Genomic DNA, 22,048 nt, shown 5'->3' on the forward strand with positions numbered 1-22,048 from the left:
ATGACAGCAACGAAGGATCTGTTCGTTCCAGCCGGGGCGGAAACTCTGTTCGGGATCACTGCGCTCGACCTCGGACCGCACACGGGCGAACTCGAGATGGCCAGTGGGCCGTGGCTTCGAGACGGTGACCGTGTCGGGCGCGCCGCCCTGGCGGTCGTCTTCGACGATGTCACCGGGTATGTGGTCGCGGCCGGTGCTGAAGATGGTCGATGGCCGGTCAGTCTCGGTATGCATCTGGACTTTCTCTCCGATCCGCCCACCGATGGCAGCACTCTGCGCGCTCGCGGTGAGCTGCTCAGACGTGATGTGGGCGGTGGATGGACGACCGGCCGGGTCACGAACGAAAAGGGGGAGGTCCTCGTCGTTGCGACTCAGCGCTCACATCTTGTGGCCACCGATCGGCCCGTTGTCCGGCCGTCCACGGTGATCCCGGCCGGGACGACAGACGATCGTCCCCTCCGGGAGATCCTCGGTGTCGCCGGGTCGGCCCACCACGATGATCGCAGTCGAACACTGGAGTTGCCCCCGTCGGACATGATCGCCAACACAAAAGGAAGCGTTCATGGTGGGGTGCTGGTCTGCGTTGTCGAGATGGCCGCGATGCAGGCGCTCGAGGCCGGCCCCCGCTTGGAGCTTTCCAGTATCGATGTGGCATTCCTGCGGCCGTGTGACGCAGGGGAGGCCGTGACCTTCCGAGCCGAGGTCGTGCATTCCGGCCGGACGCTGCAACTCGTCCGAGTGGCCGCGGAGAACGTGCACGGCAAAACGTGTGCGCTCGCCACGGTCACCACTCGCACGACGTGACCGCTGTCAGGCTCTGGACGCCGTGGTGATCCGAACCCGGGCGCGCCCGGTGATGATGGCCTGATCAGCGCGAGCGCCCGAAAGTGCGAGGTCCGCGACTGCTTCCGGCCCGGCCCCGACGATGTTGTCGACCGTTCCAGAGAGGACGAGGATGTCGCCGATGAGCAGTGGAGCGGCGAACCTGACGGAAAACGCGAGGACGTGCTCGACGTGGAACAGGTCCGACACCCACGCCGCGAGCATCCCGGCCTGCATTTGACCCATCGAGATCACGCCCGGTAATCCCGACTCCCGGGCGTAGGCACCGTCGTGGTGAAGCGGATTGAAGTCACCCCCGGCGCCCGCGAAACGGACTATGTCCGTCTGCGTGATCGGACCTACCGTTCGCGGGTCGAGGCTCTGCCCGACCTCCAGATCGACGGGTCGGCGTGTCATCACAGCCCCCTCTCGATCAAGACTTCTCGCTGTGTCACGGCGAGTTGATCGCTGGAATCGAGCCAATCGGTCTGCAGGGTGACCAGGCGCATCGAACCTCCCCGCTTCCCCTGTCTCACAGTGTTGTCGAGGATGCGCCGTGTCCCGATCAGGTGGTCACCCGCGACCAACGGCCTGGCGTACTCCCACTCGACTGATCCGACGACCACGCGTTCGATGGCAAGACCGAGTGCGGCGACGAACTCCCTTTGATTGCGGTGGTGCCCGGCGACGACGACGTGAGTTGCCGTGGCGAGTACGTCGTCGAATCCCGCGGCGGTGGCCACGTCGACATCGCGATGGATCTGGTCGCCGGCGTAGGTGGCCACGGCGAACTCACCGATCTTTCCGCGCTCGACATCGAACTCGACTCGGTCGACGACCGTGCCTGGTGAAGGTGCGTCGTGACCCTCGTGAACGAACATGCGAACCCTCCTGGTTTTTTGGTCTGACCTATTGTAGCGTTGAGCCGAAATCACTTGGGAGGTTGCGATGGATCTGAGCGACTCAACGGAAGAGGCGCAGTTCCGGGCAAAGGTACGCGGTTGGCTGTCAGAGGTCTTGCCGACGCTGGCGTGGCCGGAACCCGGGCGCCTGGAAGACAAGCGTGAGTTCTGGAACGACTGGCAGCAGAAACTCTTCGCCGCGGGATTTGCGGGCCTGTCCTGGCCAAAGGAGTACGGCGGAGGGGGCGCAGACGCCAAGATCCGGGCGATCTTCAACGAAGAGCTCGATCGCGGTGGGGCGCCGGAGCGCCTGAACATCATCGGTGAAGACTTCGCCGGACCGACGATTGTCGCGTTCGGAGATGATGCCCAGAAGAGGCGGTATCTCGAACCGATTTTGCGCGGCGAAGAGATCTGGTGCCAGTTGTTCTCCGAACCGGAATCGGGATCTGACCTGGCCTCGTTGCGGACCAAGGCCACGAAAGTCGATGGCGGCTGGAATGTCCAGGGACAGAAGATCTGGACATCTAGAGCTCAAATAGCATCGCATGCAATTCTTTTGGCGCGAACTGGCGGCGGTGACCGGCACAAGGGAATCACCTACTTCCTGTTGCCGATGGATGCCGACGGTGTCACCGTCCGCCCCCTCGAGCACATGCTGGGTGAGGCCGAATTCAACGAGGTGTTCCTCGACGACGTGTTCGTCCCGGACGATGCGGTGGTGGGCGAGGTCGACGGCGGTTGGCGTGTTGCCATGGGCACGTTGGCATTCGAACGCGTGGGTATCGCCACCGGTCGAGTCAACACCACGCGTGCGGTGGCCGATCTTGCGGACATGGTGAAGGCCGCGGACAACGAGGACGGCGCACCGCTGGCCGAGGATCCCGTGATCAGGCAGCGATTGGCGGATCTGTACGGGCGGGCTCTGACGCACTACCTCATCGGTCAGCGCGTCATCACCGGTGCCGCAGCCGGCGCACCGCCCGGCCCCGTCACCTCGATCGGCAAACTCTACTTCTGCCCGTTGGTCGAAGAGATCGCCGACTTCGGTCTCGAGTTGAGCGATATGGGTGGTCAATTCGGCCTGTCCGCCGACGATGGACCGGGGGAGGGCGACGCTGTGCAGCAGCGCTGGCTCCGGTTGGCGTATCAGGCCCGTGGTACGGCGATCGCCGGCGGATCGACCTTCATTCAACGAAACATCGTCGCCGAGCGCGTGCTCGGCATGCCCAGGAGCTGAGGAAGGCGTGCAATGAGCACCTACGTCTGGAATCCCACTGCGGAGTACATCGACAACGCAAACGTGTTGCGCCTGGCGCGTCGTCACGGAGTCGAGTCGATCGATGAACTCCGCGCACGGTCGACTGCAGACATCGAGTGGTACTGGGACGCAGTCGTTGCCGATCTCGAGGTGCCGTTCGCGACGCCCTACCGGGGTGTACTCGATTCGTCCAACGGGCTCGAGTTCCCCGACTGGTTCCCCGGTGGCACGTTCAACGTGGTCGATGCGTGTATCACTCGCTGGTTGGCCGACGGTGCCGATCAGACCGCCGTTGTCCACGAATCGGAAGACGGAACGGTCCGCACCTTCACCTACGCCGAGCTGGCAGAACAGGTTGCACACGCCGCGACAGGGTTGACCGCCCTCGGCATCGGACCGGGTGACGCTGTCGGCATCTACCTGCCGATGATTCCCGAAGCCGTCGTGGCCTGCTATGCAATCGCCGGTATCGGTGCCATCCTGGTGCCGTTGTTCTCCGGCTTCGCCGCGCCCGCCATCGCGTCTCGACTCAATGATGCCGAGGTGAAGGCGGTGATCGTGGCCGATGGCACCGTCCGGCGCGGACGTACGGTCCCGATGGCGAACGAACTGGTCGCCGCCCTGGAGCATTGCCCCACGGTCGAGGCTGTGGTGATGGTCGACAACCTGGGCTCGGGTCACACCGCAGAGGTACCCGGCGCGAAGTCGGTGAGCTGGCAGACGCTGGTCGACCCCGCCCAGGAGAAGTGGGTCTTCGCCGCGTTTCCCGCGATGCAGACGATGCTTCTCGGGTACACCTCCGGAACGACGGGAAAGCCGAAGGGTGCAGTGCACACCCACGCCGGCTTCACTCTCAAGGTGGCCAGTGAGGTCGCCTACTCGTTCGATGTCGGACGTGACGGCGTGTTCTGCTGGATCACCGACATGGGGTGGATCATGGGTCCGCTGGCCGCATTCGGGACCCATGCCAACGGGGCGGCCCTGGTCCTGTACGAGGGCTCGCCTGATGTACCGGACGACTATCGCCTATGGGATCTCGTTGCACGCCAACGGATCACGATGTTGGGTGTGTCGCCGACCCTGGTGCGCGCGCTGAAGTCCGCAGACCTCGCGGAGATCACCTCGCGTGATCTCTCGTCGGTGCACACCCTCGGCTCGACGGGCGAACCGTGGGATCCGTCGTCCTACGACTGGCTGGCCCGCGACGTGTTCGACTCTCGTGTGCCGATCATCAACTTCTCGGGCGGCACCGAGGTGGGTGGCTCATTCCTCGCGCCCTACCCCGTCGAACCCATCCCGAGCTGCTCCCTGGGCGGACCCTCGCTCGGTATGGACGTCGACGTCGTGGACGATGCCGGACGCCCGTTGCGTGGTGAGATCGGTGAGTTGGTGTGTCGGCAACCGTGGCCTGCGATGACTCGGGGGGTGTGGAAAGACAAGGAACGCTACCTCGAGGCCTACTGGTCGGCATTCCCCGGAATGTGGTGCCACGGCGACTACGCCCTCGTCGACTCCGAGGGTCAGTGGTTCATCATGGGGCGATCCGACGACGTCATGAACATCGCCGGAAAGCGGTTGGCGCCGGCCGAGGTCGAGTCCGTACTGGCCATGCACGCGTCCGTGGCCGAAGCCGCCGCAATCGGCGTGCCCGATCCGAAGAAGGGCGAGACCGTGTGGGCCTTCTGGGTTCCGCGGGCCGGCGCCGAGACGACAGGCGTGTCGGATGAACTGCGGACGCTCGTCGCCAAAGGTGTCGGCAAACCTTTTGCGCCGTCGAAGGTCTGGCAGGTCACGGCGCTGCCCAAGACCCGGTCGGCGAAGATCATGCGCCGCGCAGTCAAGGCGGCTGCGCTGGGCACTGACCCCGGGGACCTGTCCAGCGCCGAGAATCCCGACGCGGTCGATGCCATCAGGGGCGTTGTGCACAACGCGGATCAGGTCTGAGAGGAGTTCTGTATGCACTGGGAATTGTCGGAGGAGCAGCAACTGTTCTCGACGTCGCTTCGCGAGTGGACGGCCAGTAAGTTCCCACTCGACACGATCCGGGGTGCACTCGACACCGGTGATTCGGCGTCGTTCACGTCGGCACTGGTCGGCGAGGGCTGGTGGGGGGTCGGTCACCCCGAAGAAGATGGTGGCGAGGGTGGCGGTCTTCTCGAATTGGCGTTGGCATCGCGCGAATACTCGCGGGCAGCGGCACCCAACTCGGCGTGGTTGGCCGCCGCTATCGTTGCCCCGGTGTTGGCGGGTGACAACCTTGCCGAACTCGTTGCCGGAGAGCGGACGTGGGTGCCGGTGGTCCGTTCGGACCGAATTCCGGCACCCGGCGATGTGAGTTTCTCCGAGGGCCGGATCTCTGGCACGATCGCTCACGTCCTCGCCGCGTCGGAAGCCGACGTGTTCGTGGTGCCGATCCTGACCGAGACCGGGACGATAGTGGTACGTGCCGACGCCGCGGCCGCGGAGATCACGGCCGATCGACTCCTGGACCGGTCCCGCTCGTCGGCAACGGTGTCCTTCACCGACGCCCCCGCGGCGATCTTGCCCGAGCAACCTGACGGTCTCGCGGCGATGGCGACCCGCGCTGCCGTGCTGGTGGCGGCCGACGCTCTGGGCAGTTGCGAACGCATGCTGGAGTTGGCGGTCGAGTACAGCAAGCAACGCAAGCAGTTCGGGCAGTTCATCGGCTCGTTCCAGGCGGTCAAACATGCTGCGGCCCAAATGTTGGTGACCGTCGAATCCGGATTCTCGGTCGCGCTGTATGCGGCGGCGGCGGCCGATGCCGGTCTCGACGACGCCGCGACGACCGCAGCGGTCGCGAAGGCTCAGGTCACCGAACACGCCGTCGAGTCCGCCGACAGTGCACTCACCGTGCACGGTGCAATCGGGTACACCTGGGAGCACGAGCTCCAATTGCATTACAAGCGCGTCAAGCTCGATCGTGTCCTGTACGGCACGCCTGCGAGCTGGAACGAACGCATTGCGGCAGCGTTGCTCGCCGACAGTGCGTAAGCCGGCCGAGCTGACCGTCGGGCCCGGGAAGGGCCATATGCATTTGGTCAGGCCATTGGTACTATCGACTCACAAGCTTGGAACGGGAGAAGCACAGTGGATTTCGAACTGAATGACGACCAGGTCACCATTCGCGACGCGGTAACAGAGCTGGCGGGCAAATTCGACGATCAATACTGGGCCGAGAAAGATGCGGCCCATGAGTTCCCGCGTGAGTTCTACGACGCATTCGCACAGGGTGGGTGGTTGGGAATCACCACACCAGAGGAGTACGGCGGACACGGATTCGGCATCACGGAGGCGTCGATCCTGCTCGAGCAGGTGTCGGCGTCGGGTGCTGGTATGAACGGTGCGAGCTCGATGCATATGTCGATATTCGGCATGCACCCGGTCATCGTCCACGGTAGTGAAGAGCTCAAGCAGCGGACGCTGCCACGCATCGTCAACGGCGATCTCCATGTCTGTTTCGGCGTGACCGAGCCGGGTGCCGGGCTGGACACCACCAAAATAACGACCTTCGCCAAGCGCGAAGGTGACAAGTACATCGTCAATGGCAAGAAGGTGTGGATCTCCAAAGCCGTGGAGTCGGAGAAGATCCTGCTCTTGACACGGACCACCAAGTTCGAGGATTCGCCCAAGAAAACCGACGGCATGACCTTGTTCTTCACGGACCTCGATCGCGACAAAGTCGACATCCGTCCCATCAAGAAGATGGGGCGAAATGCGGTGACGTCCAACGAGTTGTTCATCGATGGTCTGGAGATTCCGGTCGAGGATCGGGTGGGGGAAGAAGGCCAGGGATTCAAGTACATCCTCGACGGGCTGAACCCGGAACGGATGTTGATCGCTGCCGAAGCGCTCGGGCTCGGCCGGGCCGCCCTGCGTGCGGCCGTCCGGTATGGCAACGACCGCGAGGTCTTCGGACGGCCGATCGGAAAGAACCAGGGCATCCAGTTCCCGCTCGCCGATTCGCTCGCACGGCTCGATGCCGCAGAGCTGGTCCTGCGGAAGGCGACCTGGCTGTACGACAACGGGAAACCCTGTGCGCGTGAGGCGAACACGGCAAAGTATCTGTGCGCTGACGCCGGGTTCGACGCCGCTGACCGCGCACTGCAGACCCACGGCGGTATGGGCTATTCCGAGGAGTACAACGTCGCGCGGTACTTCCGCGAGGCGCGACTGACCCGTATCGCCCCGATCAGCCAGGAGATGGTACTCAATTTCCTGGGTTCACACGTTCTCGGCCTTCCCAGGAGTTACTGATGTCTGACAACGCGCAACCCGATCCTTCGGACAAGCCGACGATCGTCAAAGGCGTCGGCGTCTTCTCGCTGACAGACCGGACGGCCCTGGTGACCGGTGCCGGTGGTGGTGTCGGTGCGGCCATCGCTGAGGCGTTCGCCGCCGCCGGGGCGGCTGTTCTGGTCACCGACATCAACAAAGACGCTGCTGCTGCGGTGAGTGATCGCATCACGGCGGAGGGTGGGACAGCCGAACCCTTCGCCCTCGATGTCTGTGATCCCGAAGCGGCCAAGGACGCGGTGGCCGCCGCTGCGCAACTCGGCAGCGGCAAGCTGAACATCCTGGTGAACAACGCCGGTGTCATCGCGCCGGCCATGTTCAAGAACATGGACCCGGAAAAGTTCCGAAGGGTGCTCGACACCCACCTCATGGGCACGTACCACTGCAGTCATGCGGCGTTGGATCACCTACCCGAGGACGGTACCGGTCGTATCATCAATGTGACCTCAGCCGCGGGACTGGTCGGCACGATCGGTCAGGCCAACTATGGCGCAGCGAAAGCCGCGATTGTGGGTCTGACCAAGTCGCTGGCAAAAGAGCTTGCCCGGCAGGCGATCACAGTGAACGCGGTAGCGCCGTTGGCGGCCACCGCCATGACCGAGAACATCCGGGGCAACGAGAAACTCGCGGCCAAGACGCTGGCCCGAATCCCGCTGGGACGATGGGCGTACCCGGATGAGATCGCACCGACGTTCGTGTTTCTCGCATCTCAGGCCGGCGGCTACATCACCGGTCAGGTTCTTCCGGTCGACGGCGGGACGGTCATCTGATGGGTAAGGTACATGGCCCCTTCGTCTCTGCGGGCCGCGAAGTTGTCATCGCTGAAGCGGTTCGGACCCCGATCGGTAAGTCGCACCCGGAAAAGGGCTGGTTTCGGGACACTCACCCCAATGCGTTGTTGGGGGCCTGCTACCAGGATCTGATCGCGCGATCGGGGCTCGATCCCGCGGTCGTCGACGACCTGGTGATCGGTTGCACGGCACCGTTCGGAGAGCAGTCGCGCAACATCGGCCGGAATGCCTGGTTGCAGGCAGGTTTTCCGCCCGAGGTGCCGGCGACCACGTTGGATCGGCGCTGCGGGTCTGCGCAGACAGCGGTGTCTTTCGCGGCGGCTCTGATCGCGTCCGGAACCCACGATCTGGTGATTGCCGGCGGTGTTGAGCACATGGGGCACGTGCCCATGAACGCGCCGTCCAAGATCAGCGAGCTGTACGGGGAACCGTGGCCCGCCGAACTCTGGGAGCGCTACGACTTCGTGAGTCAGGGCGAAAGTGCGGAACTGATCGCCGACAAATGGCAGCTCTCCCGAACCGAACTGGACGAGTTCGCCGTGCGGTCCCATGCGTTGGCGACCGCGGCGATCGCCGCGGGTCGATTCACCGAAGAGATGGTGCCGATGACCCTCGACGGCGAGGTTCGTACGAGCGACCAGACCGTCAGGCCCGGTACATCTCTGGAGTCGCTGGCCGGGCTCAAGACGGTGTTCCGCCCCGACGGTGGCCGGATCACCGCAGGCACTTCAAGTCCCATCTGCGACAGCGCCGCCGCAGTCCTGCTGTGCACCCGCGAAGCCGCGGAACGCCACGGTCTGAAGATTCGAGCGCGCATAGTCGATCAGACCACCGTCGGTGTGGATCCGATCATCATGCTGACCGGGCCGATCCCCGCGACCCACAAACTGCTCGAACGCAACGGACTCACCGTCGACGACATCGACCTGTTCGAGGTGAATGAGGCATTTTCTTCCGTTGTTCTGGCGTGGCAGCGCGAATTGAAGCCCGACGAGGATCGGGTGAACGTCAACGGTGGTGCGATCGCGGTGGGTCACGCCGTCGGTGCCACCGGAGCTCGTCTGATCGCGACCCTGGTCGCCGAAATGGAACGCCGTGACACCGAACTCGGGTTGGTCACCATGTGTTGTGGTGGTGGTCTCGGAACGGGAACGCTCATCGAACGGACCAACTGATGGTCGATTTCGCCGAGTATCTGCGACCCGGTATGGGTGTCTGGTGGGGCCAGGCGGCCGCCGAGCCGCGGCCTCTGGTCGATGATCTACTGGCGCAGGCCCCGCCTTTGGGGCCGCTTCGCCTCTTCACCGGGCTGAGCTGGAATGATCAACTTGCACAATCGATTTCGCCAGCGGATACGATGTTCTCCTATGGCGGGCTCGGCAAGCTGCGTGACGTCGGGGCGAATGATCAGCTCGAGGTCGTACCGTGCCACTATTCAGCTCTGCCACGGATGTTCGCCGAGAAACGGTTCCCGAGTGATGCCGGTCTGCTGCAGGTTTCGTCCCCTGACGACGACGGCATGTGTTCCCTCGGGATAGGTGTCGACTACATGGCCGACGCGTTGGCGCACACTCCGGTGTTGTTTGCCGAAATCAATCGGCAGATGCCGGCCATACCGGGATCTCCGCGGGTATCCATCGATCGGTTCGCCGCCACCATTCTCACCGATCGTCCGCTGCAGGAAGAGAGCAGTCGGCCGGTAGGCGATCCGGAACGCCGGATCGCCGGGCACATAGCCGGATTGATCGAAGACGGCGACACCATTCAGGTCGGCATCGGCTCGACTGGTGTAGCCGTTCTGGAGCAATTGGCAGAGCACAAGGACCTCGGTGTCCACACCGGGATGGTCACCGATGGCGTGATGCGACTGATAGACAAGGGTGTGATCACGGGACGTCGCAAAGAAATCGACCGAGGTCTTGCCGTGGCGGGCACGGCATTGGGATCATCCGAACTATATTCCCGGTTGGCCGGACTACCAGTGCAATTCCGCCCGACCAGCTATACCCACGCGCCGTCGGTGCTGTCGCAATTGTCGTCACTGGTGGCGGTGAACTTTGCGATCGAGGTCGATCTCACCGGACAGGTCGGCGCGGAGATGAGCCGCGGTACCTACCTCGGCGCAGTCGGTGGTCAGGTCGATTTCGCACGAGCCGCCGCTCTCACCGGCAAGCGTTCCATAATTGCCCTCCGCTCGGAGAATCGGGGACGCTCGTCGATCAAGGTGGCGCTCGACGAGGGCATAGTCACCACGGCACGGGCCGATGTCGATTGTGTCGTCACCGAGTACGGGGTCGCACACCTGCGCGGGCAGTCTCTGGCCGAACGCACACGGCGGCTGGTCGAGATCGCAGCGCCCGAGTTCCGGGAAGCTCTCACGGAAGGGGCGAGGCGTGTCTCATAGGTCCGCAGACCTTCACGAAATGCAAGTCATGGCATCGTCGATCGATCACAGGAAGAAGGATCAATGAGTAACAATCGAGTAGCACTGGTCACGGGCGGCGCACAGGGCATTGGCGAGGGCATCTCGCGGGCCTTGGGCGCAGCGGGATTTCGGGTAGCTGTCGCCGACCTCAACCTCGAGGTTGCCCAGCAGACAGCGAAGGAGATCGCAAACGACGGAGGAAGCGCCATCGCGGTTTTGATCGACGTGACCGACACGGCATCGGTGAACAGCGCGATCGAGCAGGTCACGAAAGAATTCGGTCCGATCGAGGTCGCGGTGAACAACGCCGGCTGGGACGACTTCATGAAGTTCGTCGACACGGACGAGGACTTCTGGAACAAGATTCTGGACATCAACTTCAAGGGCGCGCTTCGTGTCAATCACGCAGTGGTCCCCGGGATGATGGAACGCGGATTCGGACGCGTGATCAACATCGGTTCGGATGCCGGCCGCGTCGGGTCCTCGCTCGAGGCGGTCTATTCGGGAGCAAAGGGCGGCACCATCGCGTTCACCAAGACGCTGGCACGTGAAGTCGCGACAAAGGGGGTCACGGCCAACACCGTATGCCCGGGACCGACCGACACGCCGGCACTGCGTAAGTTCGCCGACAGCTCAGGTCAGGATGCCGACAAGGTTCTCGGCGGTATGACACGGGCCGTACCGATGAAGAGGTTGGCGTTGCCGTCCGACATCGCGGCCGCGGTGGCCTTCTTCGCGTCGGATGCCGCCGGCTACATCACCGGCCAGACCCTTTCGGTCAGCGGCGGATTGACGATGGCCTGAGGCGACGTGACTGATCGAAGTGCAGTGGAGTGGACGACTGTCCGGCGGTTCGACGACGTCGACTATTCCCATTCCGGCGACGGGATCGCGAAGATCATGATCTGCCGGCCGGAGGTACACAACGCCTTTCGGCCGCAGACCCTGATCGAGATCTGTGAAGCGCTGGTAGATGCCAGGGAGGACCCGACCATTGGCGTCATCATCCTCACCGGACAGGGCGACAATGCTTTCTGCTCCGGGGGTGATCAACGGGTTCGCGGAGACAGCGGGTATCTGACCGATCCCGAACACCCCGAGCAGCTGGGTCGGTTCCACGTCACCGATGTTCAGGTGCAGATCCGCCGGCTACCCAAGCCGGTGGTGGCGATGGTCGCGGGCTACGCCATCGGCGGTGGTCACGTGCTGCAGCTGGTTTGCGACCTCACCGTGGCCGCCGACAACGCCCGGCTCGGTCAAGTCGGGCCACGCGTCGGTTCGTTCGACGGCGGCTTCGGTGCCGGTCTGCTGGCCAACATGGTCGGCGTGCGTAAAGCGAAAGAGATCTGGTTCCTGTGCCGGCAATATGACGCCGGGCAGGCGTTGGAGATGGGTTTGGTCAATACCGTTGTGCCCTTGGAACAGTTGGAATCAGAGACTGTCGGATGGTGCCGTGAGATGCTCGAGCTGTCGCCGACGGCGCTGCGATTGCTCAAGGCGAGTTTCAACGCCTCCGAAGATGGCCTGGCGGGGATACAACAGCTCGCCCACGACGCGAACTTGTTGTTCTACTCGACGGACGAGGCCAAGGAAGGGCGCGAGGCGTTCAAGGCAAAACGGACGCCAGACTTCAGCCGGTTTCCGCGGCGGTCCTGATCAGTGACGACAGAAGTGAGTGCGCAGTGGTGAATCGCGAGACGACTTTCGGTATCAACGCGTTCGGCGTCGGGGAAGGGCCCGCACGATTCTCATCGATGGTGGAACTCGCTCTCGAGGCCGAGGCCATCGGCTGCGCGGCAGTGTGGACGAGTGAGCTGTACAGCCGGTCGGCGACGATTCCGATGGCGGCGATCGCGGCGGGAACGTCGACCATCTCGATCGGATCCAACATTGCCTATGGGGTGGGGCGCAGCCCACTCATGTGGGCGGCCGAGGCCCGTGATCTCGATGAGTTGTCGGGTGGCCGAATCATCCTGGGTCTGGGCAATGGCACGCCGAAGATGATGGAAGCGTGGCACGGGGTCAGTGGCGAGGCGCCGGCAGCGCGCATGGCAGAGCTGGTCTCGGTGTTGCGGAAGCTGTGGAAACTCCATGAGGGTCCGGTCGATCACGACGGACGCTTCTATCAGGTGCACATCGCCCCGACCGCCGAGGTCACCAGGCCGATCCGCGATCATCTCCCGATCTGGATCGCCGGCGTGAATCGCTACATGCTGCGCACGGCGGGCGGGCACGCCGACGGACTGGTGGGCCACCCCATGTTCACTTCCGCGTATGTTCAGGGGCCGGTCGCCGAAGAGATTGCCGTCGGCGCCACCGCGGCGGGGCGTGACCCGGCTGACATCACCATGATGGGCATCCGCATGTGCGCGATCGACGACGACGAGGAGAGGGCGCGGCGCCAGGCCGCCTTTGCCATCGGACAATACGCTGCGTCGCGCGTGTACGACCGGCTGTTCGAGTCACATGGCTGGGGCGGTGCCCAACTCGTGATCCGTCAGGCCGCACGCGATCGTGATATCGATGCACTGATCAAAGCGGTACCCGATGAAGCCATTGACGCGATTGCGATCGCTTGCCGCCCAGCTGAATTCGAAGACAGACTTGCCGCGGGCTTCGAAGGTTTCGATCATGTCGATCTGATTGCGCCGCCGTGGGGCCTCAGCGAGATACAGATCCGGGAAATCAATCGCCATATCCTCGGGGGTGTGAAGTCCTATCTCGCGCGCTGACGTCGCGAGGCGGGGACCGGCTTACTCGGCACCCAGTTCGATCTCGGTTCGTTCCTCGACTTTGACCACCGCTTCGGCATAACCGTGCACGTGTTTCGTCATCCGGCGAACTGCGGCCTGCGGATCCGAACTCCGGATCGCCTCGGTGATCGACTTGTGCGCCCGAATGGTGATCTTTCGGACGGTGTCATCCACGAATGCCGTGTTCTCGGTTGAACTGTAGATGGCTGCGGACAACGCAGACATCAATCCGGTCAGCAGTTCGTTGTGACTTGCCGCGGCCACAGCCAGGTGCCAATCGATGTTTGCCTGCAGAAACTCTGCCAGGGAGGCAGACTCATCCGCCATTGCTGCATTGACTCTGTCGAGGATGGCCAGATCCTCGTCGGTCCGGTATTTGGCGGCCAGGCTCGCACACGCGGGCTCGATCGCTTCACGCGTCTCGAGGAGCGCAGTCAGTCGGAGTTGCTGACCACGAATCAGCAGGCTGACAGATGTCGCAACCGCGGCTCCGCCGGGTTGCTGAACAAACGCTCCGCCAGAGCGGCCGGTCTTGATCGTGACGAGTCCTTGCACCTCGAGAATTCGCAGTGCCTCACGTACCGTTGTTCGGCTCATGCGTGTCTGGGTGACCAATTCGCGCTCCGGCGGGAGAGCCGTGCCCGTGGGGAAGTCGCCGCGCAGTATGCGCTCGCGGAGATCATTTGCAAGCACGTCAGAGGCTTTGGGAACCTGCATGGGCTGCAGCTGAACCGGATGTCTCGACACTGCGGCGGTCCCGGGCACTTCGGGCATGGCACCTGCTTCCTACTTTGTACTTTTGGTCATACCTAATTTAACATTTCTCGAGCTCTTCGGTCGAATGCCGCTCCGGGGGCCCCTGAGCAGCCACTACTTTATTGGACTGGCCAAAATAATGGTTGACATAAAGAGTGGTTAGCGCATACGTTCGGAGTCGGATATTCGCAAACGAGTAGTGCTTCGTAGCTCCAAGACGAACGCCGACACCACCAGGAGTGCAGATGGCTGACACGGCAGACGATGTCGTCTCGTGGTACACCGAATCCCCGGGGGTGACCGTCGTCGTGCTGGCGCGTCCGCCAGCGAATGCGCTGGGGATCCCGCTCCTGGAAGGCCTTCACGCGGCAATCGACGCGGGTGAGGCCGCCGGCGACGTCCAGGCGATGATCGTGACCTCGGCGCTGCCGGGATTCTTCGCCGCGGGCGCAGACATCAAGCATCTTTCGAGCATCGATGCGGAGTCATTCACTGCGTACGGTGACAAGATGCGCGCCGTGAACGATCGCCTGGCGGCGGCGCCGTGGATATCGATTGCGGCCGTGGATGGTCTGGCACTGGGCGGGGGCCTGGAATTGGCGATGGCCTGCACGATGCGGGTCTCGACCGATGGTGGCAGGTTCGGACTTCCGGAAGTCAAGATCGGACTCATCCCGGGGGCCGGGGGTACGCAGCGCCTACCCAGGTTGGTCGGTCGCGGCCGCGCTCTCGACATCATGTTGACGGCTCGACACGTGCCGGCCGAGGAGGCCTACCGCATCGGCCTCGTCGACAGACATGTCACCGGTGATGTACTCGAGGGTGCGCTGGAGCTCGCCGCTGAACTCGTGACCGCCTCACTGCCGGCGCAACTCGCGGTGGTGCGAACGGTCGACGCGGCGTTCGATCTGCCGTTGGACGATGGTGCCCGGTTCGAGGTCGAGCAGGAGCAGGGGCTGTTCGAACACGGGGAAGCGACTGAGGGTATCGCCGCGTTCATCGAGAAACGCAGGCCGAAGTTCGCGTAGATGGCCCTTCCGGGAACCTACTATTTGGCCATACCATTAAACAATCCGAGCTACGCTGTCGGTAGATCCGACAACCGGTGACCCGACCAGGAGTGATCACCATGAAGTCTGTCGAGCGCACCTATTCGACCATGCTGCTCGAGGAGGTGAAACCCGGCGTCGCGCTGGTCACGCTCAATCGCCCCGATCGGTACAACGCGATGACGAACACGATGTTCATCGAGATGGAACAGTTGGCATGGGACCTGGACCAGGATGACGACTGCCGCGTTGTCATCCTGACCGGCGCGGGGAAGACGTTCTGCGCGGGTTACGACCTGGCAGACGCAGAAGACCTTCCCAACCTGGGAGCGCTCGGCATGCTCGATCAGCAAGAACGAGCCGCCCGGGCGCTCACAGCCATTCGTTCTCTCCGGACCCCGGTCATTGCCGCGGTCAACGGACCCGCGGCCGGCGGCGGCCTGTCGCTGGTTCTGGCCGCCGACATTCGGATCGCCGGTCCGAGGGCCAAGTTCAACGCCGCTTTCGTGCGGATCGGACTCTCGGCGGGCGATTTGGGCACGTCGTGGTTGTTGACCCGACTGATCGGACCAGCCAAGACCAGTGAGATCTGTTTCACCGGCCGAATTGTCGGTGCACAGGAGGCGGCGGATCTGGGATTGGTGAACTCGGTGAGTCCCGGGGACGACCTGCTCGGGGCCGCCCTGGGGATGGCCGAGCAAATCGTCGCGAACTCGCCAGGCGGGGTCCAACTGTCGAAACGGGCGCTCCAGGCAAATATGGAGACCGGTTCCTATGCTGCCGCAATCGAACTCGAGAACCGCGGGCAGGCACTCCTGACCCGTACCCCGGACATGCTGGAAGCGCTCACCGCCTTCAAAGAGAAGCGCGCGCCGGTTTTCCACGGTGAGTAGCCCACGATCGTGAACATCCGGCCACCGAGGGCGTCCAGAGAGGACAAGCCATGAATGTCGAGCTCCCCGAGTTCGAGACGTTGAGTTTCGCCGAAGCCGAGCCGGGAATCGGCGTGCTGCGGATGAACCGACCAGATCGGATGAACTCGCAGACCGTAGCCATGTTCGGTGAGTATTTGCAGGCTGCACGATTGCTGCGCGACAGCGGACTGCGTGCGTTGATCGTGACCGGAACGGGCAGCCGCGCGTTCTGCGCCGGATTCGATCTCGACGAGATATCCGTGATCACCGAGATGGGTGTACGCGAGTTCTTGAAGTTTCAGGAGACCGCCACGGGCGGGATCCAGGGCATCAGACATCTGCCGTTCCCGGTGATTGCAGCGATACACGGGCCCGCAACCGGCGGCGGTCTGGCACTGGCGCTCGCCGCCGACATCCGATTGGCCGCACCGACAGTGAAGCTGAGCGCGGCGTTCGTGAAAGTGGGGCTCTCGATCGGGGAGCTCGGAACGTCCGTCAACCTGTCGCGACTGGTCGGCCCGGCGATGGCCGCCGAAATCGGCTACACCGGCAGGATCGTCACAGCGGAGGAGGCGGAACGGATCGGTTTGGTGAATCGGATCGTGCCCTCGGAAACGCTACTCGACGAAGCCTTCGACATGGCACGCCTGATTGCCAAGAATTCCCCTGGAGGTGTGCGGATGTCCAAGCGTGCGATTCAGCGAAATGCCGAGATCGGCTCGTACGAGGCTGCGCTGGAATTGGAGAATCGCGGACAGGCCCTGCTGACCCGGACGGACGACATGCCAGAGGCGCTGGCCGCCTTCAAGGACAAGCGCGAACCGATGTTCACCGGGCGGTGACGGGTGCCCTGGGACTGGACGCCCGAGACACTCGGTGCGCTCGAACGTTTTCTTGCCGAACGCGGACTCACCGAGGGGTCGCTGACCGCCCGACCGATCGGCGACGGCCACTCGAACCTGACGTTTCTGGTCGGTGACGGCGAGCGAAATGTCGTCGTGCGTAGACCACCACCTCCACCCACACCGCCGGGTGCGAACGACATGCTCCGTGAGGCCCGACTGTTGACCGCGCTCGAGGGAACAGCTGTGCCGGTGCCCAGAGTTCTGGCGACAGCTGATGCCGACGAGGTGCTCGACGTGCCGTTCTACGTGATGAGTTTCGCATCCGGTCCGGTGGTCACGACCACGACCCCGGACCCGCTGGCCGATCCGGAGAGCCGGCGTGAGATCGCCTATGACCTGATGGATGTACTCGGTGACCTTCACGCCGTCGACTGGCGTGGTGTCGGTCTGGGAGACCTCGGTCGACCGGAGGGATTCAATGCGCGGCATCTGAATCGGATGGGGCGCCTCGTCGCGGACGAGTCCGGCAATCCACCGTCTGATTTTGCGGATGTCACCAGCTGGCTTGCCGCCAATGTTCCGCCGGAATCGGGGGCGGCCCTGGTGCACTGCGATTTCCGGATCGGCAACGTGGTGTTGGCGCCTGACCGACCCGGACGGGTGAGGGCGGTGCTCGACTGGGAGCTCGCCACCATCGGCGATCCGCTACTCGATGTCGGGTACTTTCTTGCGACCGTGCCGGAGCCCGGGCAGCAGCGCAACGCGACCGCAGAATTGAGTTCGGCGATGCTCGAGCCCGGGTATCCCTCCCGTTCCGATCTGGCTCGCCGGTACAGCACCAAGACGGGCCGCGATCTGACGGGACTGAGCTGGTACACAACATTGGCCCTGTGGAAACTCGCCGTGCTCTACGAGTACAGTCGGCGCCGCGTGAGCAGTGGTGGGGATCCGTATTACACGGATCCCTCGCTCGTGCAACGCTTTCTCGCCGACGCGCGAGTCGCCGCGGGCTTGGAGACCGCGACGTCGACGTCGCGGAGATGAAGGAGCTCATCAGATGCCCCACACCGAGTCGCGCTACGACAGCGCGTTCCACGATGAATTGACCCGCCCCGGCGCAGCCGGCCTTCCGGATCGATTCTTCGATCGTTTCGTCTTCAACCTGCACCCCACGGACGCGACCAGCCCGTCGGTCATTTTCGGCTTCGGTATGTACCCGGCCAAGGACACCGTCGACGGTTTTGTGGTCGTCAGTGACGAGACGGAGCAACGCAATCTCCGATACTCCACGCTTCTCAGCACGACGGACGGATCCGGAGGGGGACCGTTCTCCTTTAATGTCGCATCGCCCAACCGGACCTGGCAGTTGCGGCTCGGTCCGAACCCGGGCAACGTCGAATTCGATCTCACCTGGGAGGCGAGGACTCCCGCGTGGTTCGGCGAGGTCAGCGTCGACAACGCCGGCGCTGACTCGACCGCGTTCGATCACCTGTTTCAATCCGGCCGGTACACAGGCACTCTCACCATCGACGGTGTCACCAGATCGGTGGACGGCTGGTACGGGCAGCGGGACCGGTCGCGCGGGGTCCGGACGATGGCGGGGGGCCAGGGACTGCACATCTGGTACCAGGCGCAGTTCGCGGATCTGTCCATCGGCTTCCTGTTGGTGGAGACTCGCGACCACAATCGGCTCCTCCTCGAGGGGGCGGTCATGCATGTGGACGGCCGGCTCGACCCGATCGTCGATGTCGGTCACGATCTCGAATTCGACGAGTCTCGTGACCTGCGCCGGGGAAAAGTCAAGGTGGTCACGGCTTCCGGAGTGGAGTACGTGGTCGGGGCGGACGCGTCGGCGGGAGGTGGCCACATGGCGGGCGCCGGGTACGGAGGCCACCACGGTGCGCAGCTCGGGGCCGACCATGTGGAGTTCGACTCCTACCCCCTCGACGGCTCGGTCAACCCAGCCACGCTGGATTCGGCGCTCACCGATCGACTCTGCACGTTCGACCTGAACGGTCACAGGGGGTCAGGCATATTCGAGTTCGCTCTCACCCGCAGTCGGTCGTATTCGTATCTACCGACCATGTGAAGTACAAAAAATGCCCCTGACATCGTGAGTTCCGAATGTCAGGGGCATTTGTTGTGAGTGGGGGTCACACCGAGCGTTGAGACTTGCTCTTTTCGGATGCGGCCTTGCTCTTGTCCTTGATCTGTTGCCAGTCGGCGTCGTTGAGACTGTTGAGGCCGGCGAAAGTACCCGGCCCGGCGAGCATCTGACCACCGTCCATCGCGATGGTCTGGCCCGTCAGGTAGTCGCATGCGTCCGACAGCAAGAACATCGTCAGATTTGCCAGCTCCTCGATGGTGCCGGTGCGGCCGGCGGGTATCTGGTCGGCTTGGGTGGCGCCGACGGAGCTGTTGTCGGTGGGATTGAGCATTTCCCATGCGTAGTCGGTCGGGATGGGCCCCGGGGCAAGAGCATTGATCCGGATGTTGTACTTGGCCCATTCAACGGCCAGGGACATCGTCATCGAATGAACTGCCGCTTTCGCCATGGCCGAGGGGACGACGTAGGCCGATCCGGTCCACACCCAGGTGGTCAACGTCGAGAGGACGCTGCCTGGCAATCCGTCTGCGATCCAGCGCTTACCCGCCGCCAAGGTGGTGTGGAACGAACCGTTCATCACCGTTCCGGTCACCGCCTCGAAGGCCCGAGGACTCAGATCCTTGGTCTGCGCGATGAAGTTGGCCGCGGCGTTGTTGAGGACACCGGTCAACGGACCGTAGGTGGACCAGATGTTGTCCATCATCGAATCGACTTGGTCGTACTGCCGTACATCGACCGTGTGGTGGTGCACGGTTCCCGGGTGGTCGGCGGACGCTTCCGCCGCCGCTTCGGCGAGCACGGCGTCGCGGCGGCCCCAGAGGTGTACTTCGGCACCGTGCGCGACCAAGTGCTTGGCAACGCCTCTGCCGAGGCCGGTACCGCCTCCGGTGATCAGAATGCGCTTGTTCAGCAATAGATTCGACGAAAATGTCGTTGCATTCGCCTCGGACATCGTTATTCCTCTCAACTGTCTGTGTGCCGACGGCACTCCACAGCTAGACCTTCCGGATCATCTGCGGTTGATGCTGTCGGTCGTCAGTTGCCGCGATATTCGCTGAAGTCCGGTGTGCGCTTCTCGTTGAAGGCGGTGATGCCTTCTTTGGCCTCTTCGGTTTCACCGAACATCTTGAGGCTGGAGTAGGCCATCTGCCCGATGCCGGCAAAGTGCTCGGTGTCGGAGTTGAAGGATTGCTTGAGGACCTTCAGTGCGGTGGGCGACAACTTCAGGATCTCCGCTCCCCACGCGGTCACTTCGGCGTGCAACTGGTCGGCCGGTACGACCTTGTTCACCAGGCCCCACTCCAGGGCTTGCTCGGCGCTGTACTGACGGCACAGGAACCAGATCTCTCGTGCGCGTTTCTCGCCAATCGCGCGTGCCATGAGGCCAGTTCCGAAGCCGGCATCGAAAGAACCTACACGAGGCCCGTTCTGACCGAACTTGGCTGTTTCGGATGCAATGGTCAGATCGCACAGCAGGTGCAGCACGTGGCCGCCACCGATGGCGAAACCGTTGACCGCCGCAATCACGGGCTTGGGTACATCGCGGATGACCCGGTGAAGCGAATCGACCTCGAAGAGTCCACTCGCCGAGGGGCCGTAGTCGCCGGTCTCCATACGCTGCTTCTGATCGCCTCCGGTACAAAAAGCCTTTTCACCGGCCCCGGTCAGAACGACAGCGCCGACCTCGTCGCTACCCCACGCCTTCTTGAAGCTGAGGACGAGCTCGTCGACGGTGTTGGCTCGAAACGAGTTGTAACGCTCTGGACGATTGATGGTGATCCAGGCGAGCCCGTCCTCGACCTTGTAGGTCACATCCGTGAAGTCTTCGATCGACAACGTTGTCCCTTTCCTATGCGAGCTGACGCTCGGGTTTGTTCTGGTCATTAGGCCTGACCATTTGCACTACCGTACCTTTAAAGCCTGCGCCGAATCAATAGGGTGGCCACCAGTTCGAAGCCGTCAAGGGCGGCAGGCGGCCCACCGCTCATGCTAAGCGCGATATGCGGGTATCTGTTCGGTCCGGGCATCTGAGGATTCCCAGACCGGCGCCGGCCGGGTGAGTCGGGTGGCTTCGCGGCCTTTCGCTTGTGCGGCGGCTTCTTCGATGAAGCTGTCCTCAATCGCGCGCTGGGCGGGTTCGGGCAGGGTGTGCAGGATTTCGCGGACGCGGGCCTGGCGACGGGCGACGGCCTTGCGCTCGGGCAGCCCCGGGGTCGCCTGCAGCTGGGGGACGATGCCGCGGACATCTTCGGCGGTGCCGCCGTCGGAATGCCCGGCGTCGACCATCTCCTGCTCACGCTTTTGCTGCGCGTCGTCCTTCTCCTCGGACATACCGATGGGTCCGATACGACGGCCGTTGAGGAACTGATCGACCACCGGCTCATCCGAAGTCAGCAGGACCTCACGCGGGCCGAACATGACCAGTTCCTTGCGGAAGAGCATGCCGATGTTGTCCGGCACGGTCCGGGCGACCTGGATGTTGTGGGTCACGATCAAGATCGTGGCGTCGATCTGGGCGTTGATGTCGATCAGCAGCTGCGACAGGTAGGCCGTACGCACCGGATCCAGACCCGAGTCCGGCTCGTCGCACAGGATGATCTGCGGGTCGAGGACCAGGGCGCGGGCCAGGCCGGCGCGCTTGCGCATACCGCCGGAGATCTCACCGGGGAGCTTGTTCTCCGCGCCGGTCAGACCGACCAGTTCGATCTTCTCCATCACGACGTCGCGGATGTCGTCTTCCTTCTTCTTCGTGTGCTCACGAAGCGGGAAGGCGATGTTGTCGAACAGGCTCATCGACCCGAACAGGGCGCCGTCCTGGAACAGCACACCGAACAGTTTGCGGATCTCGTACAGCTCACGTGACGAACACTTCGTGATGTCGGTGCCATCTATGATCACCGACCCCTGCTCCGGGTGCAGCAATCCGATCAGAGTCTTGAGGAACACCGACTTGCCGGTACCCGACGGGCCCAGCAGCACACTGACCTCACCCATCGGCAATGTCAGCGAGACATCCCGCCAGATATTCTGCGATCCAAACGACTTCGTCAAACCCTCAACACTGACTGAGGCTCCCATGTGTCACTCCTAATGTGGTGTGGTGCTCTGA

The 22,048-nt window shown here is 63.3% G+C and carries 23 protein-coding genes; 16 read left to right on the forward strand and 7 right to left on the reverse strand.

Annotation, left to right across the window (positions count from 1 at the left end; genetic code table 11):
• Positions 1-804 (forward strand): PaaI family thioesterase, encoded by an 804-nt coding sequence (locus DFR67_RS27065; RefSeq protein WP_110472556.1) that lies wholly within the window; start codon positions 1-3, stop codon positions 802-804.
• Positions 805-810: 6 nt separating this feature from the next.
• On the opposite strand, the gene DFR67_RS27070 is transcribed toward DFR67_RS27065, so the two are convergent.
• On the reverse strand, positions 811-1,239 hold the full coding sequence (locus tag DFR67_RS27070) for a MaoC family dehydratase (RefSeq protein ID WP_110472557.1): 429 nt from the start codon (positions 1,237-1,239) through the stop codon (positions 811-813).
• Positions 1,239-1,703 (reverse strand): FAS1-like dehydratase domain-containing protein, encoded by a 465-nt coding sequence (locus DFR67_RS27075; protein WP_110472558.1) that lies wholly within the window; start codon positions 1,701-1,703, stop codon positions 1,239-1,241. The genes DFR67_RS27070 and DFR67_RS27075 overlap by 1 nt, the downstream gene beginning before the upstream one ends.
• A 67-nt stretch (positions 1,704-1,770) precedes the next feature.
• On the opposite strand from DFR67_RS27075, the gene DFR67_RS27080 reads away from it, so the two are divergent.
• The 9 genes from DFR67_RS27080 (at position 1,771) to menB (ending at position 12,171) form a co-directional block, all read left to right on the forward strand.
• Positions 1,771-2,964 (forward strand): acyl-CoA dehydrogenase family protein, encoded by a 1,194-nt coding sequence (locus DFR67_RS27080; RefSeq protein ID WP_110472559.1) that lies wholly within the window; start codon positions 1,771-1,773, stop codon positions 2,962-2,964.
• 12 nt (positions 2,965-2,976) lie between these two features.
• Positions 2,977-4,929, forward strand: coding sequence for an AMP-binding protein (locus DFR67_RS27085; RefSeq protein WP_110472560.1), 1,953 nt, complete (start codon positions 2,977-2,979; stop codon positions 4,927-4,929).
• 12 nt (positions 4,930-4,941) lie between these two features.
• Positions 4,942-5,997, forward strand: coding sequence for an acyl-CoA dehydrogenase family protein (locus tag DFR67_RS27090; RefSeq protein WP_110472561.1), 1,056 nt, complete (start codon positions 4,942-4,944; stop codon positions 5,995-5,997).
• A 96-nt stretch (positions 5,998-6,093) separates the two neighbouring features.
• Complete coding sequence (locus DFR67_RS27095; RefSeq protein ID WP_110472562.1) at positions 6,094-7,260, forward strand: acyl-CoA dehydrogenase family protein; 1,167 nt, start codon at positions 6,094-6,096, stop codon at positions 7,258-7,260.
• Complete coding sequence (locus tag DFR67_RS27100; RefSeq protein WP_110472563.1) at positions 7,260-8,069, forward strand: SDR family NAD(P)-dependent oxidoreductase; 810 nt, start codon at positions 7,260-7,262, stop codon at positions 8,067-8,069. The genes DFR67_RS27095 and DFR67_RS27100 overlap by 1 nt, the downstream gene beginning before the upstream one ends.
• Complete coding sequence (locus DFR67_RS27105; RefSeq protein WP_110472564.1) at positions 8,069-9,265, forward strand: thiolase family protein; 1,197 nt, start codon at positions 8,069-8,071, stop codon at positions 9,263-9,265. The genes DFR67_RS27100 and DFR67_RS27105 overlap by 1 nt, the downstream gene beginning before the upstream one ends.
• Entirely contained in the window at positions 9,265-10,494 is a 1,230-nt protein-coding gene (locus tag DFR67_RS27110; protein ID WP_110472565.1) for an acetyl-CoA hydrolase/transferase family protein, read from the forward strand. The genes DFR67_RS27105 and DFR67_RS27110 overlap by 1 nt, the downstream gene beginning before the upstream one ends.
• A gap of 63 nt (positions 10,495-10,557) precedes the next feature.
• Positions 10,558-11,319, forward strand: a complete 762-nt coding sequence (locus tag DFR67_RS27115) for an SDR family NAD(P)-dependent oxidoreductase (RefSeq protein WP_110472566.1) — start codon at positions 10,558-10,560, stop codon at positions 11,317-11,319.
• 6 nt (positions 11,320-11,325) lie between these two features.
• Entirely contained in the window at positions 11,326-12,171 is an 846-nt protein-coding gene (gene menB, locus DFR67_RS27120) for a 1,4-dihydroxy-2-naphthoyl-CoA synthase (protein ID WP_110472567.1), read from the forward strand.
• Here menB and DFR67_RS31285 read toward each other — a convergent pair.
• Positions 12,146-12,406, reverse strand: coding sequence for a hypothetical protein (locus tag DFR67_RS31285; protein ID WP_245938196.1), 261 nt, complete (start codon positions 12,404-12,406; stop codon positions 12,146-12,148). The genes menB and DFR67_RS31285 overlap by 26 nt on opposite strands.
• Between DFR67_RS31285 and DFR67_RS27125 the strand changes: the two genes are divergently transcribed.
• A complete protein-coding gene (locus DFR67_RS27125; protein WP_342766761.1) occupies positions 12,300-13,247 on the forward strand; it encodes an LLM class flavin-dependent oxidoreductase in 948 nt (315 codons plus the stop codon). The genes DFR67_RS31285 and DFR67_RS27125 overlap by 107 nt on opposite strands.
• A gap of 21 nt (positions 13,248-13,268) precedes the next feature.
• Here the strand turns inward: DFR67_RS27125 and DFR67_RS27130 are convergent, their stop codons facing one another.
• Positions 13,269-14,042, reverse strand: a complete 774-nt coding sequence (locus tag DFR67_RS27130) for a FadR/GntR family transcriptional regulator (protein ID WP_245938193.1) — start codon at positions 14,040-14,042, stop codon at positions 13,269-13,271.
• 227 nt (positions 14,043-14,269) lie between these two features.
• Here DFR67_RS27130 and DFR67_RS27135 point away from each other — a divergent pair, with 227 nt between their 5' ends.
• The 5 genes from DFR67_RS27135 to DFR67_RS27155 all read left to right on the forward strand — a co-directional run bounded on the left by DFR67_RS27135 (position 14,270) and on the right by DFR67_RS27155 (position 18,921).
• Positions 14,270-15,052, forward strand: a complete 783-nt coding sequence (locus DFR67_RS27135; RefSeq protein WP_110472588.1) for an enoyl-CoA hydratase/isomerase family protein — start codon at positions 14,270-14,272, stop codon at positions 15,050-15,052.
• Between the two features lie 101 nt (positions 15,053-15,153).
• On the forward strand, positions 15,154-15,966 hold the full coding sequence (locus DFR67_RS27140; RefSeq protein WP_110472589.1) for an enoyl-CoA hydratase/isomerase family protein: 813 nt from the start codon (positions 15,154-15,156) through the stop codon (positions 15,964-15,966).
• 50 nt (positions 15,967-16,016) lie between these two features.
• Positions 16,017-16,829, forward strand: coding sequence for an enoyl-CoA hydratase/isomerase family protein (locus tag DFR67_RS27145; RefSeq protein ID WP_110472568.1), 813 nt, complete (start codon positions 16,017-16,019; stop codon positions 16,827-16,829).
• A 3-nt stretch (positions 16,830-16,832) separates the two neighbouring features.
• Positions 16,833-17,876: a phosphotransferase family protein gene (locus DFR67_RS27150; RefSeq protein ID WP_110472569.1), complete on the forward strand. Its 1,044-nt coding sequence runs from the start codon at positions 16,833-16,835 to the stop codon at positions 17,874-17,876.
• A gap of 13 nt (positions 17,877-17,889) precedes the next feature.
• Entirely contained in the window at positions 17,890-18,921 is a 1,032-nt protein-coding gene (locus DFR67_RS27155) for an Rv3169 family protein (RefSeq protein WP_245938194.1), read from the forward strand.
• A 64-nt stretch (positions 18,922-18,985) separates the two neighbouring features.
• Here DFR67_RS27155 and DFR67_RS27160 read toward each other — a convergent pair whose 3' ends face one another.
• The 3 genes from DFR67_RS27160 to DFR67_RS27170 form a co-directional block, all read right to left on the reverse strand.
• Positions 18,986-19,891 (reverse strand): SDR family oxidoreductase, encoded by a 906-nt coding sequence (locus DFR67_RS27160; protein ID WP_110472570.1) that lies wholly within the window; start codon positions 19,889-19,891, stop codon positions 18,986-18,988.
• A gap of 83 nt (positions 19,892-19,974) precedes the next feature.
• Complete coding sequence (locus DFR67_RS27165) at positions 19,975-20,769, reverse strand: enoyl-CoA hydratase-related protein (protein ID WP_110472591.1); 795 nt, start codon at positions 20,767-20,769, stop codon at positions 19,975-19,977.
• Positions 20,770-20,928: 159 nt separating this feature from the next.
• The gene (locus DFR67_RS27170) at positions 20,929-22,017 is read right to left on the reverse strand and encodes an ABC transporter ATP-binding protein (protein WP_281268381.1); all 1,089 of its coding nucleotides are present in this window, start codon (positions 22,015-22,017) and stop codon (positions 20,929-20,931) included.
• Between the last annotated feature and the right edge of the window lie 31 nt (positions 22,018-22,048).

It is taken from the genome of Williamsia limnetica, from assembly GCF_003217475.1.
Classification (GTDB): domain Bacteria; phylum Actinomycetota; class Actinomycetes; order Mycobacteriales; family Mycobacteriaceae; genus Williamsia; species Williamsia limnetica.